This window comes from Lysobacter sp. Root76, from assembly GCF_001428685.1.
GTDB lineage: Bacteria > Pseudomonadota > Gammaproteobacteria > Xanthomonadales > Xanthomonadaceae > Lysobacter.
The window spans coordinates 886,162-900,834 of record NZ_LMIK01000005.1; the positions used below are offsets into that span (position 1 = coordinate 886,162).

The 14,673-nt window shown below is 67.0% G+C and carries 12 protein-coding genes; 11 read left to right on the forward strand and 1 reads right to left on the reverse strand.

Translation table 11 applies throughout. The features are described 5' to 3' along the window. Positions 1–53: 53 nt before the first annotated feature. From ASE10_RS11355 to ASE10_RS11375, 5 genes are all read left to right on the forward strand, one after another. Complete coding sequence (locus ASE10_RS11355; protein ID WP_235567555.1) at positions 54–374, forward strand: DUF4398 domain-containing protein; 321 nt, start codon at positions 54–56, stop codon at positions 372–374. Further along, positions 371–1,261, forward strand: a complete 891-nt coding sequence (locus tag ASE10_RS11360; protein ID WP_055908861.1) for an OmpA family protein — start codon at positions 371–373, stop codon at positions 1,259–1,261. The genes ASE10_RS11355 and ASE10_RS11360 overlap by 4 nt, the downstream gene beginning before the upstream one ends. Positions 1,262–1,591: 330 nt before the next feature. Beyond that, a complete protein-coding gene (locus tag ASE10_RS11365) occupies positions 1,592–1,810 on the forward strand; it encodes a YdcH family protein (protein WP_055908858.1) in 219 nt (72 codons plus the stop codon). Between the two features lie 269 nt (positions 1,811–2,079). Next, positions 2,080–3,450, forward strand: a complete 1,371-nt coding sequence (locus ASE10_RS11370) for a pyridoxal-phosphate dependent enzyme (protein ID WP_056098653.1) — start codon at positions 2,080–2,082, stop codon at positions 3,448–3,450. Continuing rightward, positions 3,447–4,391, forward strand: a complete 945-nt coding sequence (locus tag ASE10_RS11375; RefSeq protein WP_056304924.1) for a 2OG-Fe(II) oxygenase — start codon at positions 3,447–3,449, stop codon at positions 4,389–4,391. Before ASE10_RS11370 ends, ASE10_RS11375 begins: the two co-directional genes overlap by 4 nt. A gap of 83 nt (positions 4,392–4,474) precedes the next feature. Here ASE10_RS11375 and ASE10_RS11380 read toward each other — a convergent pair whose 3' ends face one another. Next, positions 4,475–5,497, reverse strand: coding sequence for a hypothetical protein (locus ASE10_RS11380; RefSeq protein WP_157480852.1), 1,023 nt, complete (start codon positions 5,495–5,497; stop codon positions 4,475–4,477). 52 nt (positions 5,498–5,549) lie between these two features. Here ASE10_RS11380 and ASE10_RS11385 point away from each other — a divergent pair, with 52 nt between their 5' ends. The 6 genes from ASE10_RS11385 (at position 5,550) to ASE10_RS21075 (ending at position 14,472) form a co-directional block, all read left to right on the forward strand. Next, positions 5,550–6,728, forward strand: a complete 1,179-nt coding sequence (locus tag ASE10_RS11385; RefSeq protein WP_056304928.1) for a cystathionine gamma-synthase — start codon at positions 5,550–5,552, stop codon at positions 6,726–6,728. An 88-nt stretch (positions 6,729–6,816) separates the two neighbouring features. Further along, the gene (locus ASE10_RS11390; RefSeq protein ID WP_056304930.1) at positions 6,817–7,647 is read left to right on the forward strand and encodes an ABC transporter permease; all 831 of its coding nucleotides are present in this window, start codon (positions 6,817–6,819) and stop codon (positions 7,645–7,647) included. Positions 7,648–7,657: 10 nt separating this feature from the next. After that, positions 7,658–9,049 carry an ABC transporter ATP-binding protein gene (locus tag ASE10_RS11395; RefSeq protein ID WP_056304931.1) on the forward strand — a complete coding sequence of 464 codons (1,392 nt, stop codon included), beginning with the start codon at positions 7,658–7,660 and terminating at the stop codon, positions 9,047–9,049. A gap of 80 nt (positions 9,050–9,129) precedes the next feature. Then, entirely contained in the window at positions 9,130–9,720 is a 591-nt protein-coding gene (locus ASE10_RS11400) for a class I SAM-dependent methyltransferase (RefSeq protein WP_056304934.1), read from the forward strand. Between the two features lie 2 nt (positions 9,721–9,722). Next, positions 9,723–11,081 (forward strand): class I SAM-dependent methyltransferase, encoded by a 1,359-nt coding sequence (locus tag ASE10_RS21070; protein ID WP_055908832.1) that lies wholly within the window; start codon positions 9,723–9,725, stop codon positions 11,079–11,081. Then, complete coding sequence (locus ASE10_RS21075; RefSeq protein ID WP_056304936.1) at positions 11,074–14,472, forward strand: glycoside hydrolase family 99-like domain-containing protein; 3,399 nt, start codon at positions 11,074–11,076, stop codon at positions 14,470–14,472. Before ASE10_RS21070 ends, ASE10_RS21075 begins: the two co-directional genes overlap by 8 nt. The last annotated feature ends 201 nt before the right edge of the window (positions 14,473–14,673 follow it).

Here is a 14,673-nt window from a genome sequence, read left to right on the forward strand (position 1 = left end):
TCAGCTTCTCACAGATGCGCTCCGCGCTGCTGGCACTAGTTCTCGCTTCGGCGTTGAGCGCATGCGCCTCGCTGCCGCCGCCGACCGCGGAGCTGTCCGCCGCCCAGCAGGCGGTCTCGCGCGCCGACGGCGCCGACGCCGACCAGTACGCCCCGCAGGAACTGGCCGCGGCGCGCAACGCCCTGGGCCAGGCCCAGGGGGCGATGTCGCGCGGCCGGGAGGACGATGCGCGCCGCCTGGCCGCATCCGCCGCGGTCGACGCCGACCTCGCTACGGCCAAGAGCCGCGACGCGGTGATCAACGCCGAACTCACCCAGCGCCGCGCCGAGATCGCCGATTTGCGCCGCCGCCTGCAGACCGGAGACGACCGATGAGCCTGCGCCACACGATCTGCTGCACCCTGCTGGCCGCGGCCCTGAGCGCGGCGCTGCCGTCCGCGCGGGCGGCCGAGGACCCCGACGTGGCGCGGCTGTCGCGGCGCCTGTCCGCCGTCGAAGCGGACCCCGCGCTCAACAGCTTCGGCGCCTACGAGCGCCTGCAGGCGCGCCAGGCCGTGCAGGCCCTGGCCGAGGCCAACCGCCGCGACCGCGACGGCGCCTTCTACATCGCCGAGCGCCGGGTCCAGATCGCCGAGATCGCCGCGCACAGCCAGGCCGCGCAGCGCGAGGTCGACCGCCTCGACCGCGAACGCAGCGATCTGCTGGTCGAAGCCAGCCGCCGCGACGCCGACCGCGCCCGCGCCGAAGCCGAACGCCTGCGCCTGCAGGCGCAGATGCAGGCCGAGGAGGCCGAGCGTCTGCGCGCCCAGGCCGCCGCCGACGCCCTGACCATCCAGGACGCCGATGCCGCGCTGGCGACCGTCGGCGACGCCCAGACCGCCAAGCTCAACGCCGCGCGCGAACGCGAAGCGGCGCTGGCGCGCCAGGAAGCCGAACTGATGGCCGGCGGCAAGCTGCCCGCGTCCAAGCGCGACGCGCGCGGCGAAGTGTTCGCCCTCAACCGCGACGCCTTCGCGGCCGGCAAGGCCGCCCTGGGCGGCGCTGCGGCCGGTCAGGTCAAGACCCTGGCGGCCTACGTCCAGGCCGGCCCCTCGGGCACGGTCAAAGTCGAAGCCCAGGCCGGCGACGCCAAACTCGCCCAGCGCCGCGCCGACGCGGTGCGCGATGCCCTGGTCGCCGGCGGCGTCGCCAAGAGCAAGATCCAGAGCAGCGGCCGCAGCGGCAAGGGCGACCGCATCGACGTCGTGGTTTCCGACAAATAATCTTAAAAATCAGTTATTTGTGGCTTAAGTCCGCGCCGGGAGCACCGCCCCGGCGCGGATTGTATGCCGAAGCTGCCGAATGCGACGTTCGGCCTTGCCGGTCCCGAAAAGGAGGAGTAGGGTCGAATACCCAAGCGGCCGGATTTCCGCTTGGCGAAGAGCCAGGCCGATGACGCAAGCCCACCTTCTGCAGGACCCCGCCACCGCAAGCAAGTCGGTGGCCGGCCTGTATGAGGCCGGCCGTACGCCCCGCCTGGCGCCCCTCACGGACCCCCCGCGACGCCCTGGTCATCGACCGGGGCGTTTGCTTTTCTGCTGAAGGAGGCTTTCATGTTCGAAGAACGACCGCAGCCCGAAATCGACGCGCTGATCAAGAGCAACCCCGAGTTCAAGCAGCTCTACCAGCGCCACAAGGACCTCGATAAGAAGGTGATGGACGCGGAACTCGGCGTATTGCCGATCGACGATGTCACCCTGGCGAAGATGAAGCGCGAGAAGCTGGCTGCGAAGGATCGATTGACCCAGTTGTACGACACGCAAACCCACTGAATCTTCTTCAGCGCGGGCGGTGGCGGCCATCCTCGTCGGCCGCCACCGCCCGCGGCTACCGGACAGGCCGTGAGCATCGCCGGCCCGCCGATCCTCAGTTTCCAGCGAATCCGACGAACCCGACCGGTCCGCCCGCGGCCGACGCAGGCCCGAGCTGCGACGGCGGCATAAGCGCGTGCCGGCTTGGGCGCTTCGCGGCGCGCGGACCGCCGCTAGAATGGCCGGGTCCCGCCGCGCCGTATGCGGCCCCGCAGAAGCCGCGTAACCGCATGGCCATCCACCAATCCGTACTCGAACTGATCGGCCAGACGCCGATCGTCAAAGCCCAGCGCCTGGACACCGGCGTGTGCGAGCTCTACCTCAAGCTCGAATCGCAGAACCCCGGCGGTTCGATCAAGGACCGCATCGGCCTGTCGATGATCGAAGCGGCCGAGAAGGCCGGCAGGATCAAGCCCGGCGACACCCTGGTCGAAGGCACCGCCGGCAACACCGGCATCGGCCTGGCCCTGGTCGCCCAGCAGAAGGGCTACAAGCTGCTGCTGGTGGTGCCGGACAAGATGAGCCGCGAGAAGATCTTCAATCTCAAGGCGATGGGCGCGCAGGTGGTGCTGACCCGTTCGGACGTGGCCAAGGGCCATCCCGACTACTACCAGGACCTGGCCGAGCGCATCGCCCGCGAAACCCCGGGCGCCTACTTCATCAATCAGTTCGGCAACCCCGACAACCCGGCCGCGCACGAGCTCGGTACCGGCCCGGAAATCCTGGCCCAGATGGACGGCAAGCTCGACGCGATCGTGTTCGGTTGCGGCAGCTCCGGCACCATGACCGGCCTGTCGCGCGCGTTCGCCAAGCTGTCGCCGGACACCGAACTGGTGCTGGCCGACCCGGTCGGTTCGATCCTCGAGGAATACATCAACCGCGGCACGCTCTCGGACAAGTCGGCGAGCTGGATGGTCGAGGGTATCGGCGAGGACTTCCTGCCGCCGATCTCGGACTTCACCCGGGTCAAGAAGGCCTACGCGATCAGCGACAAGGAAAGCTTCCTGACCGCGCGCGAGTTGCTGGAGAAGGAGGGCATCCTCGGCGGCTCCTCGACCGGCACCCTGCTGGCCGCGGCGCTGAAGTACTGCCGCGAACAGACCGAACCCAAGCGCGTGCTGGTGTTCGTCTGCGACACCGGCAACAAGTACCTGTCGAAGATGTACAACGACTACTGGATGCTCGACAACGGCTTCATCCAGCGCGAAAGCCACAACGATCTGCGCGACCTGATCCTGCGCCCGTACTCGCAGCGCGACACCGTGGTGGTCGGCCCCAACGACCTGCTGGTCACGGCGTATCAGCGCATGAAGCTGTACGACGTGTCGCAGCTGCCGGTGATGGACGGCGAGCACATCGTCGGCATCGTCGACGAGAGCGACGTGCTGCTGCACGTCTACGGCGACGAATCGCGATTCCGCGATCCGGTCTCGACCGCGATGGTCAGCAAGCTCGACAAGATCCCGGTGGCCGACCCGATCGAGTCGCTGCTGCCGGTGTTCGATCGCGGCCATGTCGCCATCGTCATGGATGGCGAGCGCTTCCTCGGCCTGATCACCCGCATCGACCTGCTCAACTTCCTGCGGCGGCGCGTGCAGTGAGCGCGGCGGCGGCCGAACGCTGGCTGCCGGGCGACCGCCTGCCCGACGTACGCCTGCGCGATGCCGCCGGCGTCGCCCAGACCCTGCACGCCGAGTTCGCCGGCGCGCCGCTGTGGCTGGCGACGCCGTCCGATGAAGCCGCGACCGCCGCTCTGCCGGCGCCGCCGGCCGGCACGGTCGCCTTGTGCCTGGGACCCATCGCGTACGCCCGCCCGCCCACGGGCTGGCGCGCCTACGCGACCGAGCCGCGCTGGTTGGCCGGGCTGGGCGCGGATGCGCTGTGGCTGGCCGACGCCAATCTGCGCCTGCAGGCCGCGACGCGCCTGCCGGCGGCCATGGCGCCGCCGCCCACGACCGGCGAAGCCGCGCTAATGCCCGCACAGACCGCGCGCATCGCACCGGTACTGCAGATCCCCGACGTGTTCGAAGCCGAGCTGTGCGCGGACCTGATCCGGCATTTGGACAGCGATTGCGGCGGCGGCGACGCCTCCGGCGTCCTGGTGCTGGAGGACGGCGAACAGCGCTTCCAGCTCGACCCCAACGTGAAACAGCGGCGCGAGAGTTTCCCGCGCGATCCCGCGCTGGAGGCGCGCATGCACGAACGCCTGCTGCGTCGCGCGCTGCCCGAGATCGCGCGTGTCTATCAGTTCCAGGTCGGCCGGCGCGATCCCTTCAAGCTGCTCGCCTATCCCGAGGACGCGGGGTATTTCCGCGCCCATCGCGACAACGAAACTCCCGACGTCGCCTATCGCCGCTTCGCGCTGTCGGTGAACCTCAATACCGGCGGTTACGAGGGCGGCGAATTCCGCTATCCCGAGTTCGGCCCGCATCTGTTTTCGCCGGCGACCGGATCGGCGCTGGTGTTCTCGTGCTCGCTGCTGCACGAAGTGCTGCCGGTGCGACGCGGCACGCGCTATGCGATGACGACCTTTCTTGCCTGAGCGCGAGTCGCCGCGAACACGCGGCTTACCGCGATGCAGCGCCTGCGCGTCGCCTCGCCCGACGCGGACTCAACCGTACGGACTCAACCACGCAATCCCAGTCGCGGCCGCAGCGCTTGCGCATCCAGTGTTTCCAGCGCCGCCCCAGCCCAGTCCAATCCTTGCGCGATCTGCGCCGCATGCGCCTGCGCCGCCGCGGCCAGTTCGCGCTCGCGCGCATCGGCGTCGAAGGCCTGGCGCGGGTCCTTGGCGTAGCGCTGCAGCAGCCCCGAGTCGGCGATCCGGGCCGCCCAGTCTTCGGGCACCGTCAGGCCGTAGTGCACGGCCAGGCGCGCGGTCTGGCCGGCCGGGTCGGCCAGCACTGCGGCGAAATCCAGGTCGATCAGGCGCCCGGCCAGGGCCGGATCGGCGACCAGCCGGCGCCAGCGCAACTGCTCGGCCAGCCACAGCCGGGCCAGACGGGCGCCGTCGCCGGAGGCCGGCGGCAGGCCTTCGGGCCCGAATTCGGCCAGGCGCAGGGGCTCGCCGGCCAGGGTGTCGTCGCGTAGGCCCTCGTCGCGCAGCATCGTCGCCAACCAGCTGCGCAGGTCGATCCAGAGCAGGCAGGCCCGGCCCGGCGCCTGCGCCAGCAGCCGTCCGGCGATGGTGGTCACCGCGCTGGTCGGCTTGACCACCACGGCCTGGGTGTCGCCGAACCCCCTGTTCAGCAAGCGCAGCACCGGGCCTTGCCAACGTTGCGTGGCGGGATCGGCGACGCCATGGGCGAGGCTCAGCAAGGGCAGGGGCTCGCGCAAGCCGAGCACGCCGGTTAGCATATCCAGAAATTTGCTGACCAAACTGGAGCCGCAGTGTCCGATATGGAAAATCCAGTGCAGGGGCAGCCCCGGCTCCGGCGGCGCCAGCGCGGCCTCGATCTCGGCGATCGAAAGCTCCCAGCCGCTGACCTTCCGGTGGTCCAGGGCGCGCTGATCCAGGAAGCTCGCGCGGCGGTAATCCTGGGGCTCGAAATGCAGCACCCAGCCGCGTCCCGTCGCCGCATCGAAAGCGAACAACGGAAAGGCTGCACTGTGACTGAAGTCGGGCGGCAAGCGCCGGGTCGGACTCATGGGCGATGTTAGAATTCGCGTTTGCGCATGCTAGCCGAAGCGGAAGGACGCAATGACTGAACAACAGCCGGATGGCGGGGCGCACAAGCCCGGACTGGGTACGCTCGCGATCCATGCGGGACAGTCGCCCGACCCGACCACGGGTGCGGTGATGACCCCAATCTACGCCACCTCGACCTACGCCCAGAGCAGCCCGGGTATGCACCAGGGTTTCGAGTACTCGCGCAGCCATAATCCGACTCGCTTCGCCTACGAGCGCTGCGTCGCCGGCCTGGAGGGCGGCAGCCACGGCTACGCCTTCGCTTCCGGCCTGGCCGCGACCTCGACGATCCTGGAAATGCTCGACTCGGGCAGCCACGTGATCGCCATGGACGACGTCTACGGCGGTACCTATCGCCTGTTCGAGCGCGTGCGCCGCCGCTCGGCCGGCCTGGACTTCAGCTGGGTCGACCTCAGCGACCTGGCCGCGTTCGAAGCCGCGATCCGTCCCGAGACCAAACTGGTCTGGATCGAAACCCCGACCAACCCGCTGCTGAAGCTGGTCGACATCGCCCGTATCGCCGAGATCGCGCGCAAGCGCGGCCTGATCGTGGTCGTCGACAACACCTTCAGCTCGCCGATCCTGCAGCGCCCGCTCGAACTGGGCGCGCACCTGGTCATGCATTCGGCGACCAAGTACCTCAACGGCCACTCCGACATCGTCGGCGGCATGGTCGTGGTCGGCGACGACGCCGGCATCGCCGAGCAGATGACCTTCCTGCAGAACGCCGTCGGCGGCGTGCAGGGCCCGTTCGACAGTTTCCTTGCGCTGCGGGGCCTCAAGACCCTGCACCTGCGCATGAAGGCACACTGCGAGAACGCGCAGGCACTGGCCGAGTGGCTGCAGACGCATCCCTCGGTGGAGAAAGTGATCTACCCCGGCCTGACTTCGCACCCGCAGCACGAACTGGCCAAACGCCAGATGCACGGCTTCGGCGGCATGGTCAGCATCTTCGTCAAGGGCGGCATGGACGGCGCGCGCCGGATGATGGAGCGCTGCGAGCTGTTCGCCATCGCCGAATCCCTGGGCGGCGTGGAAAGCCTGATCAACCACCCGGCGGTGATGACCCACGCCTCGATTCCGCCGGACCGGCGCGCCGCGCTGGGCATCGCCGACAATCTGGTTCGCCTGAGCGTGGGGGTCGAGGATCTGGCGGATCTGCGCGCCGAACTAGAAGGCGCGTTGGCTTGATGCGGGTCGCAACGCGATCGCATGCCTGGCTCTCGGCCGGCATCCGCGGTATCGGAGGAGCCGTTCCGCGGTCGCAGGGGGTGCAGGCATGAATCCGCATTCGAAACACCCCGCCAGCTTGGGCTCGATGTTCGCCAGCCTGCGCCGCAACTGGTCGCTGATCACCCAGATGACCAAGCGCGATGTGATCAGCCGCTACCGCGGTTCGCTGATCGGCCTGGCCTGGTCGTTCTTCAACCCCTTGCTGATGCTGGCGATCTACACCTTCGTGTTCTCGACCGTCTTCAAGGCGCGTTGGGGAGTCGGTCATGAGGAGACGCGCGCCGGCTTCGCTGCGATCATGTTCGTCGGCGTGATCATTCATGGCCTGCTTGCCGAATGCATCATCAAGGCGCCCGGCCTGGTTTTGGGCAACGTCGTCTACGTCAAGCGCGTGGTGTTCCCGCTGGAAGTGCTGCCCTGGGTCGCGATCGGCTCGGCGCTGTTCCACGCGCTGGTCAGCTTCGTCGTGCTGATGGTGGCGCAGCTCGCCCTGGGGCACGAGATCCCATGGACCGCGGTGTTCTTCCCGATCGTGGTGCTGCCGCTGGTATTCGTGGCGATGGGTTTCGGCTGGCTGCTCGCGGCGACGTCGGTATTCGTGCGCGACATCGGCATGATCACCGGCCTGTTCACCACAGCGCTGATGTTCATGGCGCCGGTGTTCTACCCGCTTTCGGCGCTGCCGAAGGAATTTCGCTGGTACATCCTGTTCAACCCGCTGACCTTCATCATCGAGCAGAGCCGCGCCGTGCTGATCGCGGGGGAGACGCCGGACTGGATCGGGCTGGGAGTGTATTCGGTGCTCGCGGTGGTGTTCGCGTGGATCGGCTATTGGTGGTTCCAGAAGAGCCGCAATGGATTCGCCGATGTCGTCTGAGGAGCGCGCCATGACCGAGATCGAAACCCAGGTCGCGCCGGACGCCGCGGACGAGCGCGAGATCGCGATCCGCGTCGAATCGGTGTCCAAGTGCTATCAGGTCTACGGCCGCCCTGAGGACCGACTGAAGCAGTCGATAATGCCGCGCCTGCAGCGGCTGGCCGGCCGCGCTCCGCGCGCGTACTTCAAAGAGTTCTGGGCGCTGCGCGACGTCTCGCTGGAAATTCGTCGCGGCGAGACGGTCGGCATCATCGGCCGCAACGGCTCCGGCAAATCGACCCTGCTGCAGACCATCTGCGGCACGCTGACCCCGACCAGCGGCAGCATCGACGTCAACGGCCGCGTCGCCGCGCTGCTGGAGCTCGGCGCCGGCTTCAATCCGGAGTTCACCGGCCGCGAAAACGTCTACATGAACGGCGCGGTGCTGGGCCTGACCCGCGAGCAGATCGATCAGCGCTTCGACGACATCGTGGCTTTCGCCGATATCGGCGACTTCATCGAGCAGCCGGTGAAGACCTATTCCAGCGGCATGTATGTGCGCCTGGCGTTCGCGGTGATCGCCCATGCCGACGCCGACATCCTAGTGATCGACGAGGCGCTGTCGGTCGGCGACGTGTTCTTCGGCCAGAAGTGCATGCGCTTCCTGCGCAAGTTCCAGGAAACCGGCACGGTGATCTTCGTCAGCCACGACGCGACGGCGGTGACCAGCCTGTGCGAACGCGCGATCCTCATGGAGTCCGGTCATCTGCGCATGAGCGGCGACGCCAAGACCGTGTGCGAGGCCTATCACGCCAGCACCTACGATCAAACCGTGCGGCCCGCGGCCGTTGCGCGTCGCGTCGTCGCACCGGAACCCGTTCGTCCGGATTTCCGGATCGAACGCATCAACGAATCCGCGCTGCGTAACGACATCGAAGTGTTCAAGTTCGATCCCAACCGCGCCGGCTTCGGCAATGGCGCGGCTTCGATCGCATCGGTCAGGCTCACCGACACCGAGGGGCACACGATGCCGTGGGTCGTCGGCGGCGAGGTGGTGCGCTTGGAGGTCGAGATCGATGTGAATCGAGACCTGACGCAACCGATCGTCGGCTTCTTCGTCAAGGACCGTCTGGGCCAGCCGCTGTTCGGCGACAACACCTATCTGAGCTACCAGCACCAGCCGGTCGGCGTGACCGCCGGCGAGTCGCTATCGGCGGTGTTCGAGTTCGCGATGCCAATCCTGCCCCAGGGCCATTACTCGTTCGACATCGCGGTCGCCGACGGCACCTATATAGAGCACGAGCAGGCCGACTGGATCCACGACGGCCTGGTGGTCGAATCGCATACTTCGAGCGTGTCGACCGGCCTGGTCGGCATCCCGTTCCGCAGTATCCGCCTGCAGGCGCGCAAGGGCGCTGCATGAAGCCGCGCCGCGCCCTGGCGCCCCGAATTCTCCCCGCCAAGTCCGTTCGCGGCCCGCGAACGGCCCCCTGGAGCGCTTAAGTGCACGTCAGTTCGTACGAACACATGCAGGACCTGGTGGCCCGCCATCTGGACCCGCAGCAGTCGCTGTCGGTCGTGGACATCGGGTCCTACGACGTCAACGGTTCCTACCGCACCCTGTTCGGCCAGTCGAAGTGGTCCTACACCGGCATCGACCTGGAAGCCGGTCCGGGCGTGGACGTGGTTCTGGCCTCGCCGTACCGGCTGCCGTTCGCGTCCGGCTCGGTCGATCTGGTGATCTCCGGACAGGCCTTCGAGCATGTCGAGTTCTTCTGGATGAGCTGGCTGGAGATGGTGCGGGTGCTGAAGCCGGGCGGCCGGATCTTCTTGATCGCGCCTTCACGCGGCCCGGAGCATCGCTACCCGCAAGATTGCTGGCGGTTCTATCCCGACGGCTACCGCGCGCTGGCCAAGTTCGGCGCCTGCGAGCTGCTGGAAGTCAGCACGGATTGGGAGCGCAACCATCCCGATCCGAGCAGCCAGGACTGGGGCGATACCGTGGGCGTGTTCCGCAAGCTGCGCCTGGGCCTGCGGGCCCGTGTATTCCAGGTCGCGATGCGAGTTGCATTCCGCTTTTACAAGAGCGCATAGCCATGACGATGTTCGATCTCAACCCCAGCATGTGCATGCGCCCGGTCAAGCTGCCGCCGAGCGCATGGCAGGGCCATATCCCGTTCGCGGCATGGCTGGTCGAAGAGCTCAAGCCGTCCATGCTGGTCGAGCTGGGCACTCACAACGGCGCCTCCTACCTGGCCTTCTGCCAAGCGGTGAAGCAGAACGCGCTGCCGACCAACTGCTTCGCGGTCGACACCTGGGAGGGCGACGAACATGCCGGCCACTACGGCGAGGACGTGTACAGCACCCTGCTGCAGCACCACCAGAAGCATTACGCCGGTTTCTCGCAGCTGCTGCGCATGACCTTCGACGACGCCTTGGCCTGCTTCGAAGACGGTACCGTCGAACTGCTGCACATCGACGGCCTGCACACCTACGAAGCGGTCAAGCACGACTTCGATACCTGGCTGCCCAAGGTTTCGCAAAAGCGCGGCGTGATCCTGTTCCACGACACCCAGGTGCGTGAACGCAACTTCGGTGTGTGGCGCTTGTGGGACGAGCTGTCGGCGCGCTATCCCAGTTTCGAATTCCGCCACACCCACGGCTTGGGTGTGCTGCTGGTCGGCAGCGAGCTGCCCGAATCCGTGCGGCGCATGGCCGAGCTGGGTCGTGGCGATGCCGGCGCGCAGGTGAATCGCCTATTCGAAGTGCTGGGCGATGGCGTGCGCAACGCCGAGATCGCCGAGGTGATGAGCGCGGGCGTGGCGGATCGCGATGGCCAGATCAAGCATTACCTGCACGTGATCGAAGAGCGCGGCACGCTCATCGCCCACCTCAAGCAGGGTGTCGCAGACCGTGAAGCCGAGCTGGTGACGCACAGTCGCGAATCGGTCGCGCGCGAAGAGCTGATCGCGCAACTCAAGGGCGAGCTGGCCACGTATCAGGCCAATGTCCTGCAGCGTGTGGATCGCGCCGATGCGCGCTCCAGCATGCTGCCGGAGATGCAGGTTCAACTCGATGCCCTGCGCGGCAAGCTGGACGGCCAGAGCGCAGACCTGATCGCCTTGTCCGAGGTGCTCAGCGACAAGGAGCGTGAGCTGCTGGGCACGACCCACATCGCCGATCGCCAGGGTTCGCAGCTGGCGACGTTGGGCGAGCATGTGGCCGATCTGAACGAGCGTCTGGAGGCCCTGGCGCGCCAGGGTGCCGAGGCTTTGAGCTCGCTCGAACGCCTGCACGAGGAGCTGGATGCCGCGCACCGGCACGAAGCCGCGCTGCAGAACGATTTGATTCAACGTCAGGGAGAATTGACCGAAGTGTTCAATTCCCTGAGCTGGCGCCTGACGAAGCCGCTGCGCTGGATGTCTCAGCACTTGCTCGGGAGAGCGCATGGCTAAGTTGAGGTCATGGATCGGCCGGGCGCTGCATGCGTCCTATCGCCGCTTGCCGCTCGATTGGGAGCGACGGCTGGCGATCAAGGGATGGCTGTTCCGAAATTTCCGGTCGGTGTTCGGCCGTACCAACGCCTATCAGCGCTGGCTGAACCATGGCGGCAGCTTCGCCGTGCCCGCCATGGTCGAGGCCGGCTCGCCGGGCTTCCAGAGCGCTTCAGGCGCGCCGCAGTCGTCCGCGCTGCTTGAGCGCTACGCCGAAGCGTTGCGCGCGCATTCGTCGACCGCGCACGGCTCCGAGTACGTGGCCATGCCGGCCGACCTAGCCGCTCCGACCCAGTTGGCGGCGAAGGCGATCGCGTTCTACCTGCCGCAGTTCCATCCGATCGCCGAGAACGACGAGTGGTGGGGGCGCGGCTTCACCGAATGGACCAACGTTTCCAAGGCGCTGCCGCAGTTCATCGGCCATCACCAGCCGCATCTGCCCGGCGAGTTGGGTTTCTACGATCTGCGTCTGGTCGACGTGATGCGTCGGCAGGCCGAACTGGCCAAGCTGTACGGCCTGCATGGTTTCTGTTTCCACCACTACTGGTTCTCCGGCCGACGTCTGCTGGAGCGCCCGCTCGATCAGCTGATCGCCCATCCCGACATCGATCTGCCGTTCTGCCTGTGCTGGGCGAACGAGAACTGGACGCGCCGTTGGGACGGTCACGACGAGGACATCCTGCTCGGGCAGGACCATAGTCACGACAACGATCTCAACTTCATCCACGATGCGTTGCCGTACCTGCGCGACTCGCGCTACATCCGTATCGACGGGCGCCCGCTGCTGATCGTCTATCGGCCGTCGCTGCTGCCCGATTGCAAGCGCACGCTGGAAGTCTGGCGCGAGCATTGCCGCGAGCAGGGCTTGGGCGAGATCTTCCTGGCGATGGTGCAGTTCGACATCGACGATCCGGGCGTGTTCGGTTTCGACGCCGCCCTGGAATTTCCGCCGCACAAGATCGGCCGTGGCCTGCGTTCGATCAATCACACCGTCGAGATCGTCAACCCGGACTATGCGGGGCATATTCTCGACTACGCCGAACTGGCCGACCGCGGCAAGCATTGGCCGACGCCGAACTACCCGCTGTTCAAGGGCGTGGTGCCGCGTTGGGACAATGAAGCGCGCAAGCCCGGCAAGGGCTACAGCTTCGCTCACTCCACCCCGGAGCGTTACCGCGACTGGCTCGAACATGCGGTGAGCTACTCGCACGAGCACCCGGTTTGCGGCGAAAGCGTCGTCTTCATCAATGCCTGGAACGAATGGGCCGAGGGCGCGCACCTGGAGCCCGACCGCCGCTACGGCTACGCCTACCTGCAGGCGACCCGCGACGCGATCGAGGTTCCGTCGATCCGGCCCAGCGCCGATATCGGCGCGGTCGCGATCGTCGCCCACGATGCGCACCCGCACGGCGCTCAGTACCTTTCGTTGAATCTGGTGCGGGAACTGGCACGCATGGGCGTTCCGGTCGAGGCGGTGCTGCTCGGCGGCGGCATGCTCGAACCGGAGTTCCACGATTCGGCGCCGACGACCGTGCTGGACGCGTCCAACGACGCCGAACTGGCGAGCGCCGCGCGGGCCTTGCGCGCGCGCGGGGTCGATGTGGCCATCGCCAACACCACGGTGAGCGGCCGCTTTGCGCGCCACCTGTACGAGGCGGGCATCGAAGTCGTGTCTCTCGTGCATGAGCTCCCCGGCGTCATCGAGCAGTACAGCCTGGCCGGGCACGCTTGCGACATCGCCGACACGGCGGTGCGCGTGGTGTTCGCTGCCGATGCCGTGAAGCAGGGCTTCGAGCGTTACGCCTCGCTGGCGCCGCAGCAGGCCCTGATCCGGCCGCAGGGTCTGTACAAGCGCAATGCGCTGCGCCACGACATCGCCAGCGCGCGTCGCGAGCTGCGCGACGAACTAGGCCTGGCTCAGGACGCCGAGATCGTGCTCTGCGTGGGCTATGCCGACCTGCGCAAGGGCGTGGACCTGTTCGTGCAGGTGGCCGAGCGCGTCTGTCGCGAGCGTGCCGCCGCCCACTTCGTCTGGGTCGGGCATCCGGACGTGTCGATCGAGCGCGAGGTGCGCGCGTCTGTCGCGCGCGCGGGCCTGGCCGATCGGCTGCATTTCATCGGCCGGCGCAGCAATACCGATCACTACTACGCCGGTGCCGACCTGTATGCGCTGACCTCGCGTGAGGACCCGTATCCCTCGGTGGTGTTGGAGTCGTTCGACGTCGGCGTGCCTGTGGTCGGCTTTGCCGGTACCGGCGGACTCGACGCCCTGATCCAGCATCAGTGTGGGTCGCTGGCGCCGATGCTCGACATCGAGGCCTACGCGGATCAGTGTCTGAAACTGCTCGCCGATAGGCCGCGTCGCCAAGAGATCTCGGAACGCGTGCGCGAACTGATCGAGTCCGAGTACTCGTTCCGTTCCTACGTACTGGATCTGCTCGCACTGACCCGTCAGCAACGGCCGTTGGTTTCGGTGGTCGTGCCGAATTACAACTATGCGCACTATCTGGCCGAGCGCCTCGATTCCATCGTTCGCCAGACCCTGCCGGTGTACGAAATCATCGTGCTGGACGATGCATCCTCGGACGAAAGCGTGTCCCTGCTGCGCGAGTTGCAGGCGTCCTCGCCCGTGCCGCTGCGGGTGATCGCTTCGTCGCAGAATTCCGGCTCGGTATTCCGCCAATGGCTGAAGGGCGTAGAAGCCGCGCGCGGCGACGTGGTCTGGATTGCCGAGGCGGACGATCTGTCGGCGCCGGATTTCCTGGCCACGGTGACGGCCCCGCTGGCGCGTTCCGCCGTTGCCATGAGCTACTGCCAATCGACCCAGATCGACGGCACCGGCCGGACCTTGGCGCCGGACTACTTGGATTACGTCAGCGACCTCGGCCGCGAACGCTGGACCCAGTCCTTCGTCGCGACCCTGTCCGAAGAACTCGATCATGGCCTGGCGGTCAAGAACACCGTGCCCAACGTCAGCGCTGCCGTATTCCGCCGCGACGTGCTGCTGCGCAGTCTGAAAGGCGCGATCGACGAGATCACCAGCTATCGCATCGCCGGCGACTGGCTGACTTATCTCAAGGTGCTGGAACACGGCGATCTGGCGTTCGCGCCGATCGCGCTCAACCGCCATCGCCGCCATTCGGGCAGCGTGACGATCGGCAGCGACAACCTGCCGCATCTGCGCGAAGTCCTGCGCATGCAGCAGCTGGTGCGCAAGAAGTACAGCGTGTCGCCCAGGATGCAGGCGCTGGCGCGCGAATACGCCGAACATCTGCACCATTACTTCGGTCTGGCCGACGAGCAGGTGAAGGTCCTTTCGGATCGCAAGGAAGTACAGGACCTACTGACATGACCGCTGCCATACGGGCCAGTCATGCGCTTGCGGCGGCAGTGTGTTTGGACTTTCTCGATGCCTTGCGCGGCCTGGCTGCGTTCTCTGTGGTCGATAACCCTGGTCGCCGCGATCTTCGTGTCCGAGCTGACCTGTCGTTCCGTCGAGGAGCTGGGAATCCGGTTAGGACAGCGCGTCAATATTGCGTTACGCGCCCGCGCC